This window comes from Saprospiraceae bacterium (assembly GCA_016712145.1).
In the GTDB taxonomy this organism is placed as follows: Bacteria; Bacteroidota; Bacteroidia; order Chitinophagales; family Saprospiraceae; genus Vicinibacter.
Window position 1 is genome coordinate 188,780 of record JADJRO010000003.1, and the last position, 21,925, is coordinate 210,704.

Below are 21,925 nucleotides of genomic sequence, written 5' to 3' on the forward strand. Positions count from 1 at the left end.
ATTAAATAAGATGCAATTGTGTTTTCAAAGCCAAGCAAGAGCGATATGAACCGAATCCAAATGTATTTTTAAATCCCTTTTGCATCATGTGCACTTACGTTTTGCAGATTTGCGATGGGCGGGCTTTTCAGTACAAATATTTATGCGGAGAACTGCACTTTCGGCAGCCACAAAACTGTCTGCGTAGCACGAAACCCCGCCTATTGCAAATGTGCTGTTATGCGTTCGTATATTTTTACCATGGCCCATTTTGTGTAATATTGATGAATCTGTCGTTTTCATAACGATATGCTCCACCATACCCTACAAACCAAAGTCGCCTTTGCCGGTCTTCGTAAATTTGAAAAGTCAGCGGACCATAATTTCCTTCTTCTATTCGATATTCAGTGAGTTTCTCACCACTTAATCTATATATACTACGACCGCAATTAAACCAAATATCACCCTTATAATCCACAATTATACTGCCTGTTCCTTTGCTTTCTTCAAAATGCATTTCTGAGACATTGGTAAGGATATTCTCTTTGAGATGAAAAAGTCCTTTTGAAGTCGAAACCCAGAATCCACCTTTTTTGTCTTCAACTATTTTGCTAACAAAATTCGTTGGCACACCTACTTCGTCAGAAATATTCTTTAACTTTTTATTTGAATATGAAAATAGACCTGCATTAGTACTTAACCAGATTGTCCCCTTACTATCTTCAAGAATACTATGAATCATTTTTGTACTTGATACACCAACAGTTGTATCTATCTTCCCTTCGGGGATGTCGAATTGAGTGAACTGTTGTCCATCAAATATACAAGTACCTTCTATTGTCCCAATCCAAACATTACCATTGACATCCGTCTCAATGCACCAAACATCGTTGCTTGTTAAGCCATCTGATTCGTAATAATTGGTCACTGATGTGCCGTTAATACTGCTAATACCATCAGTATGTCCAAACCAAATTATCCCATCTTTGTCTTCTGCAATGTCTTTAATTGTTACTCTTCCACCCAATTCGCTTCTAATGCTATCCATATGAATTAAAGAATCGCCATCATATCTAAACGCTCCCCCTTCCGCTCCAAACCAAAGATTACCTTTGCTATCCTGATACATCATTCTCACAACAGGACTTATCTGTTTTTTTGAATCCAGAGATTTTTTGGGCTTGGCGAAGGTGGGGGTTGGAAAGTACTAAAGTTCAAATTTAGCACAAAAGTTATTAGAAAGCACAAATGCTCAATTTAGCACAAAAGCCCCACTTTTGCCAAACCCATGTTAGCTGTAGTGCATTTTTCACTTGTTATTACACATTTCAATAGTTTGTTTTAATACTATGTCTTCATTGTTAAGTATCTGTTCAAGAGTCGGTTCAATTAATATGTTAGGAATAACGCCTTTTCCATAATTTAGATTGGCGTCAGTTGTAATCATTCTATGTGTAACTTTAAGTAAATTTATTTTAGTATTTGGAAAAATAAAGTAACCATCACCGCCACTTAAATAGGAACTACCCCCTGTTTCGGTACCGACTAATGCACCTCGTTTATATTTTTTAAATGTTTCACAAAAAATAGATGAATTAGAAAAACTGCCTTCATTTATGAGTACATACACCTTGCCAGTAAAGGCATTTTTATATGGATGATATAATTTAGTTAACGACCTTGCAGTATTTATTAAAATGCCTTTTTTGTTAAACGTTTTTACTTGATAAATGTAATTGAAAGGTTCATTCATTATGTGTTGCAAAAGCGCTATTCCATTTCTACCATCTCCTCCTTGATTACCCCTTAAATCAACAATAATATTTTCAATTCCTTGAAGTTTTACATCTTTAAAAAAAGTATTGAATTCTTTTTTAAAAGATAAATTGTATTCCTTTTTCATTTGTTTTGTACTCCAATGGCTAATAAACAAGTACGCCACTTTTTTTTCTTTGTCAAATTTCCATTCAATACCTTTTTCGTGGTCAATTCTGTCGTATCGCTTATTTATCATTGCCCTTCTTCTACTTTTTATAATAGAAAGTGGTAAAGCTTCAATGGTTTTATTTGTTATGAATCCATTTTGTGATTTAAGTTTAAGGTTGTAAGATTTGCAAAAACCAAACATAAAACCATAATAAGAACGAAAATAAGTTAGGGTTACATATTTGGCATACAACTTATTATCTCCGTCTCTTGGATGTCTATTTTCTATCATTTTATAAATACTATCAGCGTTTATTCCGTTAATACTTAATATCTCGTCTTTTACATTTATAGTCGAGTCGTTTGAAAAATTTTGTGTGATAAATAATCGACCATTGTATTCTGTAAAATTTATTGGAAAATATAAAGAATTGGTTGAATAGTAATTCTGTAATTCTAGACTAGGCAACATATAATTATGACCGTCTTTTACTGTAGTTTGTATGGTTGAAATGTAACAATAAAACTCTGGGGCTGTCATAGGTTTGTCTATCCGATTATATAGATCGTCAAACTTAGTGTCAAGTGTTTTTTTGTCAGTGTATAAATACAAATTAGTATTATGCTTTTCCATTTTATTTCGCATAAATTTAAAGTCCTCCTGCAATTGTTGTACGGAAAAAACTTGTTCGGGTATAATTGATTGCCCGAAAAGTTTAAAAGAAATTAGAAGTAATAATAATGTCGCTATTCTCATTTTTTTTGTAGGTCTACATTGCATTACAGCTGACGGGTTTGGGATAGACGCTGCACCGCCAAATCATTAGCAGCCAAAAATAAAGATTAAGTTTTTCATTACCGAAAAAAATTAAAAGTGAATGACTTTTGATGCTTGGCGTTGTAGAGTCTATGCCATGTTGGCAGCAGATTTTATCCGCTTTCACTGTTTGATAATCATTCCAGTTTTTCGTGTTCCATTATTGCTCCTTACCTCATAGAAGTAGATACTACGTGGCAAAAGTTCCGTATTTATTGTAGCGTAGTTTGTAAATATTTGATCTAAAACACACTTTCCCATTAAATCATAAAGAGTAATCCTTGTTTGTATGTTTTTTAAGAATTGGAATGTAAGATTATCGAAAAAAGGATTCGGAAAAACTTTCAAATTTTCAGAAGCATTCTGATCGTCAACACCTGTAATAATTAAATTGCAGTCCTGGTGCCATGCTGAATCCCTATTTCTATAGTAATATTGGTTTTTATAAAGACCAAGGATACTATCTTCATAGCATCTTAAAGGTCCAATACCTAAGGTGTGATGGACAACTGGAAACATGCCATATGTATTACCGATTCCTTCAATTACAAATCCAGAAAATCCAATAAGCAAGTCGGATACTAAATAATTAAAGCGTTTTCGCTGATGCCCATTAATTGTAATTGTGTCAACAGATAAAACTTTTACTACTGGCTGGACGAGTGCCCCATGAAAACAATTCAGTACGAATGTATCACCTTGTTGTGCATTAAAGTCATATATTAAACACCAGCTCGTGCCACTATAAAAATAAACCCGGTTGCTATCTGAATATGTGTATTGTTGTGAGGTGTCCGACCAACCAGGTCCATAGTGTTCAATTATTGTTAAGATCTTACAACTTTGTCCATCTATAACTGTATCTGCAACCGACTCAAATGTTGTGAATGTTGTATAATTGGGATTGATTGTACCTTGTGTGTAAGTCCATTTTGCACCAATTGGAGCCCATGCCTGGGTTAAGGCTAGGTTCGGTAGAATAAGAAAAAGTAGAAGCGACTTCATGGTAAATAAAATTAGTTTTATACGATGCCTGTTGTTTTAAGTTAAATTTGCTGCCTGTTATGTGCGGTTATTTCATGATATTGATTAATTCATTTTGATTCGCAGCATATATTGAATTTGATTGAAAGCAAGCTTTAATAATTTCATCTCGGTTACTTTGAATGTTAGTAGTATAGAAGCCTTCACTACATGCCCAAGTTTCAATCCACTCTATAATAATTTTATTTACAAAATTCAAATTTATGCCACCCATTTCCCTAATAAAATCGGAAATGATTGAGGCATCACTTTTGAGATAACACAAGATTAAAATCAATTCTGCATTTTTTGGAAAAATTGTAAAAACCATTGCTTTTAAGGGTTCCTCCTTCCAATTTGGAGTATTAACTTTTGCTACTTCATTAGGTGTTAAAGTTTCAATATTAAATATTGCTGATGTAACAAACTCTCTATAAGGAAGTACTTCTACAAGATAATCATAATTAGAGATTCCCTTCACCAATTCTTCTTCCGCCTTTAATTTATAATATTCTAAATCTTTAGCTCCCAACTTGTGCCCTCCCAGACTGACGTTAAAGCGTTCATCAGGAATATTTGGAAAATCATCATCTCTAATTAATGCTTCCATCCATGATATTATATCCCATTTCTTTCGAAGCTCATGGCAAATTGCTCTGTAATTAAATAGTAAAAGATGTTTCCGATCAGTTAAATCAAAACTTGATTTCTCGATTTCACTAAATATCATTTGATCATGTTTTGTGCAAAAGCCTTGAAATGTTAATATACTTGAAATTGGTTCTCTTTTAAATTTAGGTAATTTTCCTGGAAAAGTATTTTTTGAATCAATAAAGTAAAGTTCATTGCTTGCATTGGCAATTGGCATCAAAAATTGACTGCGTTGAATAATATGCGAATTAATTGCATTTTCATTGCAGTTGGGCAACATACAAAGCTTTTGACTATTGTAAGCGTTACTTCGTATGCTAATATACTTTTTTATTAGATGCTGCATTAGAATTGATTAATCGCACATAACGGTTTGCAGATTGGCGATGGGCGGGCTTTTTAGCACAAAAGTTAATTTAGAGAACTGAACTTTCGGCTTCCACAAAACTGTCAAGCGGAGACGAAACCCCGCCTATTGCCAATGTGCTGTTAGCAGTAGGCTTTTCTGTCTGTGATTGAAGTTGTTTAGGCATACTAATAGCGAGTTCCAATTGTTTCTGATGGCATAGAATTTTGTATTGTAGCCAAATCGGTTTGGGTTAATTCCACTTTAAATGCACCTAAGTTCTCTTCGAGACGGTGAATTTTTCTAGTACCTGGAATAGTCACGATTTCATCGTTTTGACTAAGAACCCAAGCAAGAGCAACTTGTGCTTTGGAAACTTTTTTGTCTTGTGCAATTTGCTCTACAACTTCTACAAATTTTAAATTTTTCTTTATCGCTTCGTCTGTAAATCGAGGAAGTGTAAGACGCCAATCACTTGCTTCTAAATCTGCTCGACTTTTGATTGCCCCTGTTAAGAACCCTCGCCCAAGAGGACTATAAGCTACAAAGGTGATTCCGAGTTCTTGACATACATCCAAAATTTCTTGCTCTGGTTCTCTGCTCCACAATGAATATTCATTTTGAACAGCAGTAATCGGGTGAACTGCATGCGCTCTTCGAATCATTTCTGCATTCGCTTCGCAAATGCCCAATTGTTTTATTTTACCTTGTTTTACCAAGTCACTCATTGCGCCAACAATTTCTTCAATTTCTACTTTCGGGTCTTGCCTATGCATGTAATACAAATCAATTGTGTCAACTCCAAAATTTTGAAGACTCTGTTCGCAAGCTTTTCTTATGTATTCTGGCTTACAGTTGAGTCCAAGATATTCACCATTTGGTCCTCGCATAACAGCAAACTTGGTCGCTAAAATTACTTCACTCCACCGTCCTTTGAACGCTTTTCCTAATAGTCGTTCATTTGCTCCCCAACCATACATGTCGGCTGTATCGAAAAAATTCATCCCTAAGTCAATGGCTTTATGCAATGTATTGATGGATTCCTGTTCATTAAAAGAACCATAGAACTCAGACATGCCCATGCAGCCAAGTCCAATTCTATTAACTGTTAGAGTACTGTGTCCTAATGTTGTTGTTTGCTTCATTGTGTCTCTTTTTTTTAATATTTAATTATGAGTTTTTGTCTGTCGTTTATATGTCTGATTGTTTTTGTTAGTCGTTGTCTAAGCTTACTGCTAACGTTCAGAGTGCAAACGCAGGCAAGGGAATAAAGGTAGAAAGTATGGATTAAGAATCCAAAGAAGAAGAAAGAAAAGAAAGAAAGAAAAGCTAGCCCGACCTTGCTTGCACTTGCACTAGGTTAGCGGCTGTTATACTCTCTCAATGAAGTCGTTAAGTCAAACTTCCACACAAATACATGTAGAAAGAGTTGCTCATATTTTGTCTTGGTTTACAAAGTCAATTACTGTTCTATTAAAGTCGTTTGGTAGGTCAAGGTGCAACCAATGAGTCGGTGAATTTATTTTCACAAGTTTTGCATTGGGCAAAGTCTGTTCAAGGTTTTTACATATGTATGCAAACCACTTTGGCGACTTATCACTTTCAAGTAACAAAGTTTTTACCTCCATTTTTCTCATTCTCTCTACTGATAACGGATATGCAAAAGCTGTTTTACTTTCTGCTGCAAAAGTTTTGATGTTATCGTCAAGCCCTTGTCGCATTGTAGGATTTAATTCTTCAAGTTTTATAGGATGTCCGACAATACCGTTTGCAAAAGAAAGTTTTGCTTTTTGCAACTCATTATTTGATAAATATTTTCGTGTCGGCTTTATGCCCTTTAATCCAGTCCGCAAAAAAGAAATCGCTACCCCAAAGTCTTTAAACATGAGAGGAATTAATTTTAAAGGATTAAATGCTTTAGTCATAAGAAATGGAAATACTGTTGGCTCCTCCAAAACTAATTTGTCAATCAGTTGAGGATATTTCTCTGCAAAAGCTAATGCAACATAGCCACCGAATGAATGTCCAATCAAAACAAATTTGTCTAATTTGAGAAAGTCAACGAGTTGTTTGATGTCGTCAATGTTTTCATCTATAGTGCTGCTTCCACCAATTTCAAACTTGTCGGGAAACTGAAATCTTCTACTTACCGAGATAGTCCTAAAATTTTTTGAAAACTCGTCAACCTGTTGAAGCCATGCTCGGTAATCGCCATTTGAACCAGGAATAAAAACCACCGCCTTGCCGTGTCCTTTGTCAAGCCAGCTAAGTTTTACTTTGTTGAATTGTCGTGTCTTGATATTTTCCATTGTCTGTTTTATTGTCAGTAATGATGTTTATTTTTTACAATTACTTTCAAGTTGGCGGGGTCGTCAAATAATAGCCGCTAACGACGGTAAAGTATAAGCGTAGTGCGGGATTAGAAGCACTTCACTTTCGGTTTAGCTATATATTCATTAATATTCAATTTGTTTAATTTTTACACTTTAGCCCGCATTACGCTTATACAATGTTGTGTGTGGTTTTTCCTATGCCATTACAGCAATCATATCAAATATTTTCTCACCAAGTCTTTTATTACCGATAATTTCCGATGATTCAATAGCTTTTTCTCTCGTCATTCCTTTGGTGAATATTTTCCAAGCATATTCATCCCTGATTCTTACTTCACTCTTTGGTTCAGCATCCACAGAGGTTAATAGTTCCCAACCATTTTCATAGTATAAAAACCAACTTTTTTCTGTTACCCCCAAGAAAGTAAATTTTACCAAATCCGTAGCTTCTCCTTCTACATCTCTATAATGATAGGGAAGTGCCCTGACTGATGTGTCCAAGTATGGACAGTACCATTCATCTTTTAACAACTCTTTATCGTCACCAACTGCAAGTCTAATTTGTTGTTGATGATGCCATTTTTCGGTGTATTCCCTTGCTATATGAAACCAATTCTTTGATTCATTTTCACCTGCCCAAGCAACAGAAAACTCGGCTTTATCATCAGGATTTAAAGTAGTTAAGAAATCGCTATATTCTTTTCCCGATGACTTTAGTAAATCTATAATAACTTTTGGGCTAAGCCTTTTAGTTGCTTTGACCCAATCAGCGTTTAACTTGTTTAAGAAGTCTAATAAATCTGCATAAGAATTTATAGTCTCCGGTTTCTCACCGTAATAATTATCTCGCAACATTGAAAGTGTTCTAAAATTACCGTCCAGCAAGTGGACAGCAACATCTTTGACCTTCCATTTAGGTGCGATGGTTTGCCTGTTCCAATCATCAGCTGACAATTCTTTCAATAACTCGATAAGCATCTTGTCAAGTTCTGGTATCAGGGCAATCACATCTATTTTCTCGGGCTTCTTCATTTTTCTTTAAATCACACACAACGTGTCGATATTGACGACGTGCCGCAATTCAGAAATGCCAAAAGAGAATACAATATTACAATTCAGACCAAAAGTGAAACATAAATGGTTTTTGCGGCATGATCGTCAATATTATGTTACTTGCAGTCCTTTTCCCTTTGTCCTTTTCCCGGTTTTATTTTTATGAACTTGGAAGCTAAGCTTAGCATCAAGTGCATCAAACACTTTAATAATCGTTCCTAAAGTTACATTTGTTGTACTGTTTTCAAGTTTTGAAACCTGAGCTCTCTGAACGCCAATGAGTTCACCGAGTTCCTCTTGAGTTAGATTTTTCTCCTCACGCAATTGCTTTATTTGCTCAGCTATTATTTCAAGTTTGAGTTCCCTCTCATATTTGTCTCGTTTTGGCGTGCCTGGTTTGCCGAGATGTTTGTCTTTTAATTCTGTTAAACTAATCATTTCATTTATTTAATTTCTTCTTAAAATATTTATCTTTAATAGATTCAGCTTTTTTTATTTCAGAAATTGGAGTCTTGTTTGTCTTCTTTAGAAAACCGTGAGTTGCTACAATTAATGTTTCAATCTCACCTTTCCTATCCCAGAATGCCAACATTCTATAAAAGTTCTTATTATATCTTAATCGAAATTCCCAAAGACCATCTGTTTCTTTTAACGGTTCAAACCAATCACCTCTTAACCCTGTTTCAGTTTTGTCAAAGATCGTTAAGAATTTATTTTTGGTTCTTTCAGAAATAGTCTCAAAGAATGATTCCGCTTCATCATCCAAAAATACCTTAATCGGTTTTGTTAATTTCGACATCCATCACAAAGATAGTCTAATGTTTCCATATATGGAACTTTTTTAATTAAATTATTGCAGGATTGCAAGTAACGTTTTGCGGGTTTAAGAAGTTGGCGATTTCGGAGCACAAAACTGTCTGCCAGCACTACACTTGATACGAAGCACAAATGTTCATTTAACCACTGAACCGCCAATTTCTTAAACCCGCTGTTAGCTGCTGCTGCACTGTCCGTCCGATGTGTAGTAACTTCTCCGTCAGAGCCACTGTCGGATGTTGGGTGTGCGGTTGCTTGCACTCTCTTTTGACTTTGCTTGCGTGGATTTGCGTGAGGCAGCAAAGGCAAATGTGAGTGCAAATGCGTGGAGATATATTGTATAATTGCTTTCATCTGATGTCAGGTAATAATTGACATGGGGGCTGAGTTGCTCAGTCCCCGTTTTCTATTTCTGTATTTTGTGTTTTTAATGTAGCTCTAAGCCATAAATATCCAAGTGTCCCTGCTACAAGTGAGGCAATGAGGATTGCAATTTTTGATTGTGTGATTAGTTCGGGATTGTCAAACGCAAGTAGCGTAATGAAGATTGACATTGTAAAGCCAATACCTGCAAGAAGTCCTACGCCAACAATTTGTTTCCATTTCAAGTCCTCTGGCAATGCACAAAGTCCAAGCGAAATAGCTATGAAGCTGAAAAGAAAAATACCAAGTGGCTTGCCGACTATAAGCCCCGCAAAAATTCCAATGCTGTTTGTCTGCGTTAAACTTGCCTGCCAACCACTGTCAATGCTGATGCAAGTGTTAGCCAATGCAAACAAAGGCAAAATAAAAAACGCAACTGGTTTGTGTAACCAATGTTGAAGTATGTAAGAAGGTGATTTTTCTCCACCGTCACCAAATGGAATTGCAAACGCTAATAAAACTCCTGTGATTGTCGGATGAACTCCCGACTGTTGCATAAAATACCACATTGCAACACCTCCAATGAGATATGGAATAAGGTTGTGAACTTTCAGTCGGTTTAAAATTAAAAGTAGTCCGAAAATACCAAGTGCTAAAAACAAGTATGTAAATGATAATGAGCTTGTGTAGAAAATTGCAATGACAATGATTGCACCTAAGTCGTCAATAACTGCTAACGCTGTCAATAAAACTTTTAGTGACGCTGGCACACGATTACCAAGAAGCGAAAGTATACCGATTGCAAAGGCAATGTCTGTAGCCATTGGAATGCCTGCTCCTGATTGAGTGTCTGTCCCGAAATTGAAAAGTAAAAACAGTCCTGCAGGAACAAGCATACCACCAAGTGCTGCAAAGATTGGAAGTGAAGCGTTCTTTAAACTTGAAAGTTCTCCAATATAAATTTCCCGTTCAAGTTCCAAACCTATGAGCAAAAAGAAAATGGTCATTAGTCCGTCATTAATCCAATGTGTGGCACTGTGTCCGCCAATTTGAAAATGCCACAACTGAATATAGTTGTCTTTGAGAAAAAAGTTTGCAAGTAAAAGTGAAATGGCTGTGCAACCAATCAGTAAAAGGCCTCCCGCCTTTTCGCTTTCAAAAAATTCAGTGAATAGTTTAGTTAGTTTCATTTTTCTTAGCTGCCATTAGTCCTAACATCATTACCAAAACAGAGAGAATTATTGCCTGTATGATAAGTGATTTATTTACGATTGAAATACTTTGTTCGGGTAGAATAGCCAAGAAAAGCAGTATGGTAATTAGTCCTCTTGGTGCAACAAATAGCAGAGGCGATGAAGGAAGTTTTGAAAATTTAAGTGCAATCCATCTAACTAAAATAATGGAGAGAACAATTCCCGCTGCCCAAGGAATTGTTTCGGGATTTAGAATTTCTTTAGCTTCCATCAGGAAACCAAATAGAAGAAAGAACAATGCCCGAATTAGAAATGTAGCTTCTGTTGTAATCTCCTTGAACTTCTTTACTTCTTTATCTAATTTTTCAGGTCTTAATTTTTCTATCCACTTAAACCGTTTCAACTCGTCAAGGTTGCCAAGGAATAAGCCAAAAACAAGAATGAAGATTAAGCCGGGTAAATGATACACCTTTGAAACCGCATAAATAAGAATGACAATTAGAATAATCGGTGTGAAGGTGATGTGGTGCCTAATGCGACTTAATAGAAATGAAAGACCTAAAACGGCAAAGAATGAAATAACGATTATGAGAAGAAATTGCAAAGCAAAGTTTCCAAATGATTGTGCGTTTATTATTTGATTGAGGGCAATGAAATTGAAGAACAGCACACCGAAAATATCAGACAAACTGCTTTCGTAAATAATAAACTCTTTGTTGAAAGCTGAAAGGTTTCGGACGCTTGGAATAGCGATGGCGCTACTGATTACACAAAATGGAATTGCATTTACCAAAGCCATTTTATAGGAAACCTGACCGATGTATTGAAAGGCAAATGCAAAAAGAAATGCCAAAGCAAACATTGGTAGGAGTGCATTGAGAGAAGATTTTTTAATTACAGAGAGTTTGGATTTATTGAGTTCAAGTTCTAATGAACCCTCCAACACGATTAAGATTAAACCAATAGTTCCGAATATTGGTAAAAGTGGATTAAGGTCAGGAATATGAATGTTGAACAAATCCACCGTTTGTTTTACAACCCAACCCAACAGCAACAAAAGTATTACCGAAGGAATTTTTGTAAGTGCCGAACTAATGTCAAAAACATATGCTAAAAGCAGAAGCACACAAATAGTGATAATGATGGTTGTGGTCATTCGTTATTTAGCAAGGGTTAATAGTTCGGAAAAACTTGGCTCGTGAATTACAATGTCGGCATGATGGTTTACCAATTCGTCTTTAGAGCAAAACGCTATTCCAAGTCCTGCCTCTTTTATCATGCAAAGGTCGTTCATGCTGTCGCCAATTGTGATTGTGTTTTCTCGTTTGATTTGGTATTTGTTTAGGACATTAAGCATAGCATTTGTTTTGCAAAGTGTGTGCTTGCACAAACTCTCTGGGTGGCTGAAAAGAAAAGATGGAATTTTTACTTCGCCTGTGCAAATGCTTTTTGAGAATTCCAGTTCATTAGATAGGGAAAAATCCATTCCCAACTTATTTTTGATATGGTTGGTGATGCAATCATAACTGTCAGAAATTATTCCGACAATGTAACCTCGCTTTTTTAGTTCTGCAATAATTTCTTTTGTGCCTTCAATAATCGGAATACTGTCAGCTATTCCAATGAGTTCACTTATCGTTTTGCCTTTTAGCAAAGTAGCTATTCGTTTAGTAAGAATGATTACATCCGTTTCGGATGAACGAATGTTCATCAATTCATTTTTGAAACTGAACTTATCGGCACAGGTATCAATAAATCTTCCTTTTAAAAGTGTGTTGTCCATGTCAAACACAACTAACTTGTCAAGAGTGTTTAATTGATTTTCTAAAGCAAATTCCATTTGCGAACGAATTTCATTCAACACTCCAAGCTCTTCAAAGTTGTAATGAGGGTTTTTAGAAGAAGCAGCTTTAAGTATAATCGTCTGCGCTACTTCCTTACTCATTTTTCCAAGGGCTTGCCAAGGTTTGCTTTTGTTTTCAAGATACCCGATTTCTATTTCTCTCATTCGTGCATTCATCAGGTACATGTCTATCAGGATACCAATGTCCACCCCGTAATCGTCTCTGAAATCCAATTGCAGAAAGAGAGATTTATTTCCTGCAATCATTCCGCTTAATGGTTGGCTAAATCGAAGCAAGTCAGGGAAGAAAATACTGAGGAGTGGTTTTGCCACAAGTTCTGTTACCCTGCCTGCATTGCGGTTGAATGAAGATTTTACAAAATCAACTTCACCTTGTAGGATGGGGTCGGTCAATAATTTAATGGTGTAGTGCGGATAGGGGTCAATGTCGCCATCAAGAAAAGCAATGATGTCATTAGTTGCACACAAGATACCATCTTTCATAGATGCACCTTTGCCTAATTTGGTGCTGGTGATAACCTTTGCTCCGTTTTCCTGTGCAATGGAAACTGTCTTGTCAAGCGACTTATCGTCCACCACAATTACCTCTGTCACATGAGGCTGACCTTTTGCAAAGTTCACAACACTGGCAATGTTTTCTTCTTCGTTAAGTGTCGGAATAATTACTGTTATCATTAGTCGTTTTTTGTTATTGTCAAAGGTAACTTATTGAGCCGTCATGCCGCTATGAAAAACGGTATTTGTGCGTGGGGCAAAAGCAAATGTGAAGCAAAAGTGCGTTGGCTTTTTGAGTGGCTTTGCTTCTCTTTTGCTTTTGCGAAGGATAGCCAAACGGCTTTGCCGAAGTTTCTACTGTCGTTATTGTCCGCCTCAAAGTTTGATAGTAGCACTGTCGCTTTGCAGTTGCAGCTAACGGACAAGTACTTGCGACGTGCCGCCCTTCACCGGAAGCCAAAAGTAAAAGCTTGTTTTCATTATTTCACAAAAGTGAAACATTTAACTTTCAGCGGCATGATCGCAAGTACTATGTTACTGCCAGTTATGTTCATTGTCCTTTGATTGGGATTTGAACTGGGTTGACTATCATTTCATTTTTCATTGTCTTAACAATTTTATCATGAGCACCAATAACTCTTGTGTAAGATTCAACATTGAAATCTCCTCCTAAGCCTGCTATAATATCTCTACTTTCCTTAGTTTTAAATCCTATAGTTTCAATTGTATATGTTGCTTCAGCTAACCCAAATTCAGCAGCAGCTGCTACTTTTGAAGGAATATTAATGCTTACTTTTTTATTTGCATTTTTTATTGTAATAACTAGTCTAACACCAGCTGCTAATCTAATACTTGTTTGCTCTTTTTTTCCATTTCCTGGAGTGCAAATTGTATCCTTAAACTCTACATAATCAACAATTGCAATTCTATCTCTCTTACTAAGGTTCAGACCTACAAGTCCAAATAAGTTACCATTAGCTTGATTATTTTTGTCCAGAACATAAACAAATCTTCTTGACCCAGAATTTAGTGTCCCTAATTTCCTTGGTTCGTTTATAGAACATGACCGCCATTCACTTTCTGTGATTACATTTTTTGAAGAGATACTCTTTAATGAGTCTTCATATTTAGTCATATTTTTATCATTTATTAATAACGGTAAGTTGTAATTTAGATAATCTGTTCCAAAATTAGTTTCTTCAATTGAGGTACTTGTTGCTTCAATATTCAATAGCCTTTTATTTAATTCCTCAATCCTTAATTTAGATTCACTAGCTTCGGCAATCCTTAATTTTTCAATTTCTGAGAGTCTGGACTTAGCTGACTCCAATTGCTCCTTCGTACTTTCATACTCAGAAGACATACTCGAATATTTCTTACTACTTACACAAGAGAAAATGATAAATATTGGAGTAATTAAAATGATGCGTAAAAATGTTTGATTTTTCATAATATTTGGATTTAATTAATGACTAAAAACTTATTATTTTCAAATTTCTAACTCTCTCCCAATTAAATAATTTATTAATTGGCAGTAACGGTCTGGCAATACACGCTGCACCGCCAAACGCAGGTTGACCAAAAGTAAAAAATAATTTTTAAAAAACAAAAAAAAATTAAGAGTAAAACATAAAGTTGATAGCGGGGTAGCGTGTAGTGCCTGTTAGGGTCGCGTGATGCTGTCCCAACAAGTGAAACGTTTTAAACTGCCAAAAAAATCCGCTGCAATTGATTTTTAAAAGCCAAGCAATAGCGACATTAATCGAACCCAAAAGCTATCTTAAAAAAATTCTTGCATCATGTGCGCTAACGTTCAAGTATAAGAGCAGTAGCGGATTTCAAGGCGATTACCTGTCCGACACCGCCAAAATTTATTAAATGCACAAACCTTCGATTTACCACTTTACCCGCTATTGCTCTTATACAATGTTGTGCCTTCGTTGTTTTTTCGTCCGTCTGTTAGCGTTGGAAAAGACACACTCTTTTGCAAACTTTGGTCTGCGCGTGGGCTTGTAGCGGTTTGCAAATGTGTGTGACTGCTGCGTTGGCTTTCAATCTTCCCAAATAATGCTCAAAATAGTTTTATATCTCCTTGTCGGAATGCAGTATTCATAAAAAACTGAATCCTCATCATTGTATTTGTTTAGATTAAACCAAGTTGATTTACTTATCTCCTGTGCCTTTTCTTCCATCTTGTAAATAAACTCATAATCTTTTTGAATGTATTCCATAGCTACTGAGTCGGCAGGTGGTGCAAGACGATTATAATCGCCAAGCCAAACTTTCAGCTCATCAGACTTTTTCCAATACTTCACTTTACCGTTTTCAATAAACACAAGGCAAATAGGATGGAGATTGTCTAATTGCAGATACTTAAAAACCGTGGCTGTTAAACTCGCCTTAAACCTTTCTGCAAGTTGCTTAATCAAAAGCGGAGAAAATTTTTTTCCTCTTGCTTCTTGCATAAATAGCTTTTCAGGCATTAAGAGTTCGCTTGCAAATTCATTGGCTTCCAATTCTTGCGTTCCATTCTTCAACATCTTTTCCATGCCAGAGATGATATTAAAGTTTGAAAATACATCGTCAGGTAACTTCATTCCCCTGTGCATTATCAAATGACCAATTTCATGTGCTGCCACAAACCTTTTTCTCTCTGGAAACTGAATGTGTGAATTAACCTTGATAACTGCTTTGCTGTTACCAAAAATTATTTTTCCGTCACAGTGTTTTAATTCTTCCTCTATGAAAACTGCATCCAGCCCAGCAACAAATAAGTCCATTGGCAGGTCTGTGATTTCATCCAGTCCGCAATCTTCTAAGAGTTTCTGTGCCTGTATTTGAGCATTAGTGCTTCTTTTCATTATTATCTAATTGCTCTAAAAGTTCTACTAGATTTTTGTCCTTGATGATTTCAATGATTTCTTCTTTAGAAAGTTTATCAAGATTTCTGTGCAATGCTAAAGAAGCATTTCCATGAATAATTTGTTTGAGAATAGCAATTGGCTTTTCAATGTTTAATAAAAGTGCTTGCTCAAATTTCTCAGCAAGTTGTAGCAGATATTCATTATGTTTCTTCTTTGCAGCAGCGTTTGCTAAAAAGATTATTCGCTTTTTCTTCTTTTCATATTCCGCCATATCTTGAATATCATCTTTCAGCGAATCTTTGATAGTGTCTTTGTCGGCTTCCAAATAGAAGTGATACAAAGCTTCACCAATTTTATTTTTGATTTCGTTACTCATATGATATTGATTGCATGTTGTTCAATTTTTTTCCTCTTGCGTTCAAGGCGTTTGATGATTACATATATATCTTTAACAGGAACTCCTAATTCTGTTGCAATTATCGCTGGCTTGTAGATTCCATCCATCCAGTATTCAAATACTATCAGTTCATCATCGTCAGCACCTTCTTGTTTTAGAAGCTCTACTATTTGATTTTTCTTCTCCTCAACGTTTATGGGATGACCATTTATCGGGATTTCAGGCAATTCGTCTGAACTTTGTCGCATTCTAGTCTTGAAAAAACTGGAAATATCGCTTTTTAAACAGCCAAACAGAAACTCTTTAAATGAACACTCAGCTTTGTCCCAATCCCGTGTTCCTTCCATTACTTTTAAAAGAAGGTCGCCAACAAAGTCAACAGGGTGCTTGCCGTTGAAGTCCTTCACTCCAACAGATTTTAAAACAGAAATGGCATAGGCATTCATACTGTCTATGATTTCATCCATGTTTTCCGACTGTATTGCTTCAGCAAGATTCATCTACTTTTCTATAATAGTATGCTAAGGTCTGAAATTTTTTTGCCACTCGGTGGCAAATTTATTTGAATTCTCAGCATACTTATTTGAAAGCCCTCTTTCTGCCAAATAGTCCGAGTTTTTACTTGGTTGTGTTTTTGGTGGATGGTGAAGGTTAGAGTTTTACAAAATATATATCAAGAATGGAGAAAGAAAGATTACAAAAAATTTATCGCAAGACAGATGGTTATTGCCATATCTGCCACAAGAAACTGAGTTTTACTAATTACGGTGTGCAAGGTGCAAGAGGAAGTTGGCACATTGAGCACTCAATAGCAAAAGCAAATGGTGGTAGCGACCACATGAACAACCTTTACCCTGCTTGCATTTCATGCAATATAGATAAAGGGACAAGCCACACTAAAACGGTACGGTCTCAACACGGCAATAGCCGTGCTCCATATTCAAAAAGCAAGAAGCAGCAAATAAAAAGCAATAATACGGCTGGCGGGGCTTTGATTGGTGGTGGAATTGGTCTTGCTATTGGCGGACCTGTCGGTGGCTTGATTGGAAGTTTTGTTGGCGGTTTAATTGGAAATGAAAATTCACCGAAAAAATAAAACAAGATGAGTTTCAAATATTATAAAATCACACCGCTTATCATTTCAATCATTGCCCTATCGGGTTTTATTGATTATTGCGTTGGCGAATGGATAAACCCGCTGCTAGTTCAATATCTGCCTAATGGAAGTCATTTAAGAGTGCCAACAACTGTGAGCATTCTAGGAATGTTTTTCCTACTCTACAATCAAATTCTTTGGAAGTTGCCTGTTTTTAACCTGCTTATGTCTGTTCCGAATATGGCTGGTAGATATGAAGGTAAAGTAAAGTTTAAATGGAACGGTGTTGACGGTGAGAAGCCCTGCTTCATTGAAGTAGTCCAGACGGCTTCCAAAATCAAAGTGCATACTTATTTCAGTGATGGGCCAAATGAGAAAACATCTTCAAAAAGTTTGGTTGAGGACATCAGGCAAGACGAAGATGGTTTTTTTGATATCTATCTGTTCTACCTGAATAGCGGCACAAAACAAAACGGGGGTTTAGATTGCCACGAAGGGGCAAATAAACTTCGGTTTCACCCAGGTAAAGATGGGGGTAGTAACTGTTTAATTGGGCATTATTTTACAAATCGACAAATACAAACACGGGGTGAAATTGAAGGCACTCTTATTTCAAAACACCTTAAAGGTAAATTTTAATTTAATAACTATGGCAAATTGTAACGAACATTTTCAAAAGTATAACGGTGAAATTAGATTGACCGATTCTAGGAGAAAAAACTTAAAAGGTTCTCGTAAAGAACTTCGTAAAAAAGTAAGGAGGTGGTTTAAAGAAAACAAACCAGATGAGCTGCAACCTAAATTTAGCGGTCAAGGGTCAATGTCAATGGACACCATCATTAATCCGCTACCACGAACAATTAAAGACGGAAATGAGGAAATTAAAGTTCTTTATTACGATGTTGATGATGGAATTTATTTTGAAGGTGATAAAGACGCAAAGGATAGAAACTCTACTGCAACCTACCACGATTGGGTTGTAAAAGCTGTAACAGGTCACACCGATAAAGACCCAATTGATAAAAACACTTGTGTAAGAACATTATTTTCAGATGGACATCATATTGATGAACCAATTTATTATAAGAAAGGTGATACGCCTGAACTTGCACATAAGAGAGATGGTTGGGTTGAGAGCGACCCGAAAGCTTTTACAGATTGGTTTAACGACCTTGCTGAAAAAAATCCACAACTAAGATTATTGGTAAGATATGGGAAAGGGTGGTTTGATTTCCGTGAATTTGAAAACGAAAGCAAACCAATGCCCAGCGGGTTGATTATTACCATCTTGATTGCAGAAAATGCAGTTTATCGCAAAGACCGTGATGATATTGCCTTGAAAGAAACTTTGCTTGCTATTCAAACAAAATTGAAAAGGTCTTTTGAATGCAACCGACCAACAACTCCAAAAGGTGAAAACCTGTTGAAGGATTATGCACATAAGGATTATTTCATAGACTGCCTTGCAAAGTTTATTGATGATGCCACAAAGGCATTGCAAGAAAAAAACTTCAAAAAGGCAACTGAATACTGGCGTAAACATTTAAGTGAAAGATTTCCATTAGGTGAGGATAAAGATGATACTTCTAATTCGTCTGCTGGATTGGGAGCAATGATACCTCCAACTACAAGACCTTATGCTGAATAATGAAGAATGAGCATTTTGAAAAGGATATTGAAGTTGTTCCAACCATTTTCAACGAGCTAACCATTGTAGAAGTTGATGGTGAAAAATTTCTAAGGGGTGAACTTCCTATTGTTGATGCTAACAATAAGGAATGGGCAAAGTATCATATAGAGATTAAGGGTAGCGATAGTTACCCATTTTCTTTTCCTAAACTTTTTGAAACTGCTGATGCTTTTCCGCACAATGCAGATTGGCATGTTTATGAAGATGATTTTTCTTGTTGTGTTGATTATCCAGCAAACGCAAAAATTATCTGTAAGAATGGTTTGCATGTATCTGATTACATTAAAAATTATGCTATTCCTTATTTTGCCAATCAAACATTCAGAATTAGAGAGGGCTATTATCGTCATGGAGAATACTCTCATGGTATTTTTGGAAAGATTGAATACTATCAGAGCAAACTAAAGGCAAAAAATCCGGCAGAACTGCTTGAGATGTTTCGTTTTATTTTGCAAGATTATAATCCGCCAAGAACTGCTGAATGTCCATTTTGCCACAAGGTCAAATTTAGGCATTGCCATAGAGATGTTTTCAAGGAATTACGGTATGCAAAAGACTATATCTTTCAAGACGGAGCACAATTGCTTGCATTTTTTAAAATATACCATGATTACAAGCTGCCCAAATAAATCAAGCGATGGCAAAAAATGGCTCTTTTGGTTTTTTAGTGTTGGCTTGTGTGTCGGAAAAAACGAAATGTGCCATATGCGGGTCGGCTTTCACAATGAGGCACAACGTTTTGCGGCTTGGCGAAGGTGGCGATTTTCACCACAAAAGTTCATACGAAGCATGCACTTCAAATTTACGAAAAACTTTCATACGAAGCTCTACACCGCCACTTTTGCTAAACCGCTGTTATAGGCTGGCGTTCCTGTCTGTCGTTGAGAAAAGGTCAAACTAACTGTTGCTATCTATTAGTGCTATTGAATAGGTTTATTTTTCAAAATAAGATTCGCTAAAAAGAGCATTCAATTGATTTTTACTAATAAGAATTTTCTTGGTTTTGCTTTTCAAATCGGCTATAATCAAATTCCCATTATCATCTAAATATATTATATTATTTGTGGAAGAGTTATATTTGAATTGGGTTGTGTTTATTCCATTAATAATTTGTTTTTGGCTTCCGTCTACTTTCATCGTCATTATGTTTTCTGGAGATTGAATGTATATAATTGTTGTCGCATCAAGCCAGTGTGGTGAGTAGTTGTGTGTCGTTGTATCATTCGAAATATTAGTATGAAAACTTCCATTTTTATCTGTTAAGTATATTTGATCATGCTTATCACCTTTTTCAGCAGTGTAAACTATTTTATCACTGTTTGGATTCCAAATTGGAGTATAACATTTAAAGGCGCTGTTTTTAGTAATATGTTTTACCTTTTGGCTTTCTATTTCATAAGTGCAAATTTCAACCTTTGCGTTTGTTCCTTTTCCAATTTGGATATTATAAATTAAATATTTGCCATTTGGTGACCAATTGATAGCATATTTCTTAAGGGTATCATTCACCAGCAGTTTATCTTCCTCACTGCTAAAGTTATAAAGATAAATTTGGTCTTTACCATTAACCTCCTTGATATAAGCAACCGAATTGCCATTTGGAGGAACGGTTAAACCGCCTCCAACAATTGGTAATAACTCAACGGTTTTAGAAGGAATGGAAAATTTGAATTTTTTTAATATGGGAGATGTTTTTCCAGTCCTATCATTTTTCATTACATTCAATATAATGGCATTGCCATCAGGCATCCAAGTAAAACCCGAAATTCGTTTTTCAAATAAGGTATCTTCTTTTTGAGTAACGAGATAATCAAGCGTCTCGGGTTTCCAGTTGTACATCATTATTTTAGCAACATCATTAGCCACTTCCATATTAAACATTTTGGACAGAAGATATAAAGAGCCATCAATCCCAGCAGAAACTCCTTCGGTAGTAATAATTCTTCCATTATCAACAAAACGTTTACCGGTAACTATATTAATTTTCGGGTAGTTTTTAATGAGGTTTTCAATCGCACCATAATGGCTGGTTGCCGTCATTCCGTCTATATAACCTGTTTTGGCAAGTAGGTTTAGTCCATTACATACCGATAAAACAAATTTTGCTTTCTCATTTACTTTTGATAACCATGCTATTAATTTTTCGTTGCTTACAAGATCTAAATTATTACCACCTGGTATTATTAATATGTCTGGCATTGGGCAATCATCAATTATAAATTGTGTGGTAATATTTAGAAAACTTTGACTGATTATTTTATTTGAGTTTATTCCACATGTATAAACATTAAAAGCGTCTTTACCATTAAAGTTGGCTTGTTGAAACACTTCTCCAGGTCCTGCGAAATCTAAAAGTTCGACACCATCATATAACAGGATAGCAACATCTAATGGTTTATAATTACTATCAGCCTTAAATTGACCATATGAATTCATTGAAGCTGTGAGGAATAAGAAAAACAATATTTTTTTCATGATTTTATTAAACTTAAGTTAGAGAATGTAAAAGGAAAATATTGTTCATAGGTTATGGTTTTATTTTCCAAATTTTATTGTGTGTATTTGAATATTCAGGTATTGCTGCAGACCCATACCATGGATAAAGGTCTGCTCTTAATAAATTTGCTTTTATTGCTGGATCTGTTTCAAGAAGTTTGTTAGCTTCGACAATGGTGGTTACATTAAGAATAAACAAACCCCTGAAATCATCATTGTTTTTTCCAAATGGCCCTGCAACAATCAGTTGTTTAGTTTCAGCCAATTTCCCAATATTGGCAAGATGACCACTAAAACAGCTGTCAACAAATTGTTTATTCGTTGTTTTATTGTCGCCTGTTTTTAGAATCACTAAAACATATTTTTTCATACCATAATCATCGGCACCCAAAGACTTAACAAGGGTAGAATCCAAATTAGGATTTGTTGTTTGTCCTATTGACGAAAATGTCAAAAGAAGCGAAATAGAAATGAAGAGAAGTGATTTCATTTGGTTGGAATTAATAGTAATTCAGTCCGTATT

General features: G+C 35.7%; 24 protein-coding genes. 5 read left to right on the forward strand and 19 right to left on the reverse strand.

What is annotated here, in order from left to right:
- Positions 1-235 precede the first annotated feature (235 nt).
- From IPK91_13330 to IPK91_13390, 13 genes are all read right to left on the reverse strand, one after another.
- On the reverse strand, positions 236-1,111 hold the full coding sequence (locus tag IPK91_13330) for a hypothetical protein (protein ID MBK8298228.1): 876 nt from the start codon (positions 1,109-1,111) through the stop codon (positions 236-238).
- 177 nt (positions 1,112-1,288) lie between these two features.
- Entirely contained in the window at positions 1,289-2,539 is a 1,251-nt protein-coding gene (locus IPK91_13335) for a hypothetical protein (protein ID MBK8298229.1), read from the reverse strand.
- Positions 2,540-2,845: 306 nt separating this feature from the next.
- Complete coding sequence (locus IPK91_13340) at positions 2,846-3,727, reverse strand: T9SS type A sorting domain-containing protein (protein ID MBK8298230.1); 882 nt, start codon at positions 3,725-3,727, stop codon at positions 2,846-2,848.
- Between the two features lie 67 nt (positions 3,728-3,794).
- Complete coding sequence (locus IPK91_13345; protein MBK8298231.1) at positions 3,795-4,613, reverse strand: hypothetical protein; 819 nt, start codon at positions 4,611-4,613, stop codon at positions 3,795-3,797.
- Between the two features lie 317 nt (positions 4,614-4,930).
- A complete protein-coding gene (locus IPK91_13350) occupies positions 4,931-5,887 on the reverse strand; it encodes an aldo/keto reductase (protein ID MBK8298232.1) in 957 nt (318 codons plus the stop codon).
- 288 nt (positions 5,888-6,175) lie between these two features.
- Positions 6,176-7,051 (reverse strand): alpha/beta hydrolase, encoded by an 876-nt coding sequence (locus tag IPK91_13355; GenBank protein ID MBK8298233.1) that lies wholly within the window; start codon positions 7,049-7,051, stop codon positions 6,176-6,178.
- A 219-nt stretch (positions 7,052-7,270) separates the two neighbouring features.
- Positions 7,271-8,107, reverse strand: coding sequence for a maleylpyruvate isomerase N-terminal domain-containing protein (locus IPK91_13360; GenBank protein ID MBK8298234.1), 837 nt, complete (start codon positions 8,105-8,107; stop codon positions 7,271-7,273).
- Positions 8,108-8,239: 132 nt separating this feature from the next.
- Complete coding sequence (locus tag IPK91_13365) at positions 8,240-8,566, reverse strand: helix-turn-helix transcriptional regulator (protein ID MBK8298235.1); 327 nt, start codon at positions 8,564-8,566, stop codon at positions 8,240-8,242.
- 1 nt (position 8,567) lies between these two features.
- On the reverse strand, positions 8,568-8,927 hold the full coding sequence (locus IPK91_13370; protein ID MBK8298236.1) for a type II toxin-antitoxin system RelE/ParE family toxin: 360 nt from the start codon (positions 8,925-8,927) through the stop codon (positions 8,568-8,570).
- The gene (locus IPK91_13375; GenBank protein MBK8298237.1) at positions 8,915-9,298 is read right to left on the reverse strand and encodes a hypothetical protein; all 384 of its coding nucleotides are present in this window, start codon (positions 9,296-9,298) and stop codon (positions 8,915-8,917) included. The genes IPK91_13370 and IPK91_13375 overlap by 13 nt, the downstream gene beginning before the upstream one ends.
- A 38-nt stretch (positions 9,299-9,336) precedes the next feature.
- A complete protein-coding gene (nhaA, locus tag IPK91_13380) occupies positions 9,337-10,497 on the reverse strand; it encodes a Na+/H+ antiporter NhaA (GenBank protein ID MBK8298238.1) in 1,161 nt (386 codons plus the stop codon).
- The gene (locus IPK91_13385; protein ID MBK8298239.1) at positions 10,484-11,656 is read right to left on the reverse strand and encodes a cation:proton antiporter; all 1,173 of its coding nucleotides are present in this window, start codon (positions 11,654-11,656) and stop codon (positions 10,484-10,486) included. Before IPK91_13385 ends, nhaA begins: the two co-directional genes overlap by 14 nt.
- A gap of 3 nt (positions 11,657-11,659) precedes the next feature.
- Positions 11,660-13,039 (reverse strand): HAD-IB family phosphatase, encoded by a 1,380-nt coding sequence (locus IPK91_13390; GenBank protein MBK8298240.1) that lies wholly within the window; start codon positions 13,037-13,039, stop codon positions 11,660-11,662.
- Positions 13,040-13,072: 33 nt separating this feature from the next.
- On the opposite strand from IPK91_13390, the gene IPK91_13395 reads away from it, so the two are divergent.
- A complete protein-coding gene (locus IPK91_13395) occupies positions 13,073-13,423 on the forward strand; it encodes a hypothetical protein (protein ID MBK8298241.1) in 351 nt (116 codons plus the stop codon).
- Here the strand turns inward: IPK91_13395 and IPK91_13400 are convergent.
- The 4 genes from IPK91_13400 to IPK91_13415 form a co-directional block, all read right to left on the reverse strand.
- Positions 13,410-14,309 carry a hypothetical protein gene (locus IPK91_13400; GenBank protein ID MBK8298242.1) on the reverse strand — a complete coding sequence of 300 codons (900 nt, stop codon included), beginning with the start codon at positions 14,307-14,309 and terminating at the stop codon, positions 13,410-13,412. The genes IPK91_13395 and IPK91_13400 overlap by 14 nt on opposite strands.
- A gap of 601 nt (positions 14,310-14,910) precedes the next feature.
- Positions 14,911-15,720 carry an ImmA/IrrE family metallo-endopeptidase gene (locus tag IPK91_13405; protein ID MBK8298243.1) on the reverse strand — a complete coding sequence of 270 codons (810 nt, stop codon included), beginning with the start codon at positions 15,718-15,720 and terminating at the stop codon, positions 14,911-14,913.
- Positions 15,704-16,099, reverse strand: coding sequence for a hypothetical protein (locus tag IPK91_13410; GenBank protein MBK8298244.1), 396 nt, complete (start codon positions 16,097-16,099; stop codon positions 15,704-15,706). The genes IPK91_13405 and IPK91_13410 overlap by 17 nt, the downstream gene beginning before the upstream one ends.
- Positions 16,096-16,620: a sigma-70 family RNA polymerase sigma factor gene (locus IPK91_13415; protein ID MBK8298245.1), complete on the reverse strand. Its 525-nt coding sequence runs from the start codon at positions 16,618-16,620 to the stop codon at positions 16,096-16,098. The genes IPK91_13410 and IPK91_13415 overlap by 4 nt, the downstream gene beginning before the upstream one ends.
- Before the next feature lie 179 nt (positions 16,621-16,799).
- On the opposite strand from IPK91_13415, the gene IPK91_13420 reads away from it, so the two are divergent.
- From IPK91_13420 to IPK91_13435, 4 genes are read left to right on the forward strand one after another with little or no spacing between them, the layout of a single operon-like run.
- Entirely contained in the window at positions 16,800-17,216 is a 417-nt protein-coding gene (locus IPK91_13420) for an HNH endonuclease (GenBank protein ID MBK8298246.1), read from the forward strand.
- A 6-nt stretch (positions 17,217-17,222) separates the two neighbouring features.
- On the forward strand, positions 17,223-17,855 hold the full coding sequence (locus IPK91_13425) for a hypothetical protein (protein ID MBK8298247.1): 633 nt from the start codon (positions 17,223-17,225) through the stop codon (positions 17,853-17,855).
- Positions 17,812-18,864, forward strand: a complete 1,053-nt coding sequence (locus IPK91_13430; GenBank protein MBK8298248.1) for a hypothetical protein — start codon at positions 17,812-17,814, stop codon at positions 18,862-18,864. The genes IPK91_13425 and IPK91_13430 overlap by 44 nt, the downstream gene beginning before the upstream one ends.
- Positions 18,864-19,535, forward strand: coding sequence for a hypothetical protein (locus tag IPK91_13435; protein MBK8298249.1), 672 nt, complete (start codon positions 18,864-18,866; stop codon positions 19,533-19,535). Before IPK91_13430 ends, IPK91_13435 begins: the two co-directional genes overlap by 1 nt.
- Before the next feature lie 304 nt (positions 19,536-19,839).
- Here the strand turns inward: IPK91_13435 and IPK91_13440 are convergent, their stop codons facing one another.
- Both IPK91_13440 and IPK91_13445 read right to left on the reverse strand, forming a co-directional pair.
- Complete coding sequence (locus IPK91_13440) at positions 19,840-21,381, reverse strand: DJ-1/PfpI family protein (protein MBK8298250.1); 1,542 nt, start codon at positions 21,379-21,381, stop codon at positions 19,840-19,842.
- Positions 21,382-21,433: 52 nt separating this feature from the next.
- Positions 21,434-21,892 carry a hypothetical protein gene (locus IPK91_13445; GenBank protein MBK8298251.1) on the reverse strand — a complete coding sequence of 153 codons (459 nt, stop codon included), beginning with the start codon at positions 21,890-21,892 and terminating at the stop codon, positions 21,434-21,436.
- Positions 21,893-21,925 lie beyond the last annotated feature (33 nt).

Bases quoted from the DNA above. Each gene is read 5' to 3' on its own strand.
- IPK91_13350 (MBK8298232.1), bottom strand. From the start codon at position 5,887: ATGAAGCAAACAACAACATTAGGACACAGTACTCTAACAGTTAATAGA.
- IPK91_13445 (MBK8298251.1), bottom strand. From the start codon at position 21,892: ATGAAATCACTTCTCTTCATTTCTATTTCGCTTCTTTTGACATTTTCG.
- IPK91_13400 (MBK8298242.1), bottom strand. From the start codon at position 14,309: ATGAAAAATCAAACATTTTTACGCATCATTTTAATTACTCCAATATTT.
- IPK91_13355 (MBK8298233.1), bottom strand. From the start codon at position 7,051: ATGGAAAATATCAAGACACGACAATTCAACAAAGTAAAACTTAGCTGG.
- IPK91_13390 (MBK8298240.1), bottom strand. From the start codon at position 13,039: ATGATAACAGTAATTATTCCGACACTTAACGAAGAAGAAAACATTGCC.
- nhaA (MBK8298238.1), bottom strand. From the start codon at position 10,497: ATGAAACTAACTAAACTATTCACTGAATTTTTTGAAAGCGAAAAGGCG.
- IPK91_13385 (MBK8298239.1), bottom strand. From the start codon at position 11,656: ATGACCACAACCATCATTATCACTATTTGTGTGCTTCTGCTTTTAGCA.
- IPK91_13415 (MBK8298245.1), bottom strand. From the start codon at position 16,620: ATGAATCTTGCTGAAGCAATACAGTCGGAAAACATGGATGAAATCATA.
- IPK91_13330 (MBK8298228.1), bottom strand. From the start codon at position 1,111: ATGATGTATCAGGATAGCAAAGGTAATCTTTGGTTTGGAGCGGAAGGG.
- IPK91_13405 (MBK8298243.1), bottom strand. From the start codon at position 15,720: ATGAAAAGAAGCACTAATGCTCAAATACAGGCACAGAAACTCTTAGAA.
- IPK91_13335 (MBK8298229.1), bottom strand. From the start codon at position 2,539: ATGGAAAAGCATAATACTAATTTGTATTTATACACTGACAAAAAAACA.
- IPK91_13360 (MBK8298234.1), bottom strand. From the start codon at position 8,107: ATGAAGAAGCCCGAGAAAATAGATGTGATTGCCCTGATACCAGAACTT.
- IPK91_13410 (MBK8298244.1), bottom strand. From the start codon at position 16,099: ATGAGTAACGAAATCAAAAATAAAATTGGTGAAGCTTTGTATCACTTC.
- IPK91_13345 (MBK8298231.1), bottom strand. From the start codon at position 4,613: ATGCCAATTGCCAATGCAAGCAATGAACTTTACTTTATTGATTCAAAA.
- IPK91_13425 (MBK8298247.1), top strand. From the start codon at position 17,223: ATGAGTTTCAAATATTATAAAATCACACCGCTTATCATTTCAATCATT.
- IPK91_13365 (MBK8298235.1), bottom strand. From the start codon at position 8,566: ATGATTAGTTTAACAGAATTAAAAGACAAACATCTCGGCAAACCAGGC.
- IPK91_13375 (MBK8298237.1), bottom strand. From the start codon at position 9,298: ATGAAAGCAATTATACAATATATCTCCACGCATTTGCACTCACATTTG.
- IPK91_13440 (MBK8298250.1), bottom strand. From the start codon at position 21,381: ATGAAAAAAATATTGTTTTTCTTATTCCTCACAGCTTCAATGAATTCA.
- IPK91_13435 (MBK8298249.1), top strand. From the start codon at position 18,864: ATGAAGAATGAGCATTTTGAAAAGGATATTGAAGTTGTTCCAACCATT.
- IPK91_13420 (MBK8298246.1), top strand. From the start codon at position 16,800: ATGGAGAAAGAAAGATTACAAAAAATTTATCGCAAGACAGATGGTTAT.
- IPK91_13340 (MBK8298230.1), bottom strand. From the start codon at position 3,727: ATGAAGTCGCTTCTACTTTTTCTTATTCTACCGAACCTAGCCTTAACC.
- IPK91_13370 (MBK8298236.1), bottom strand. From the start codon at position 8,927: ATGTCGAAATTAACAAAACCGATTAAGGTATTTTTGGATGATGAAGCG.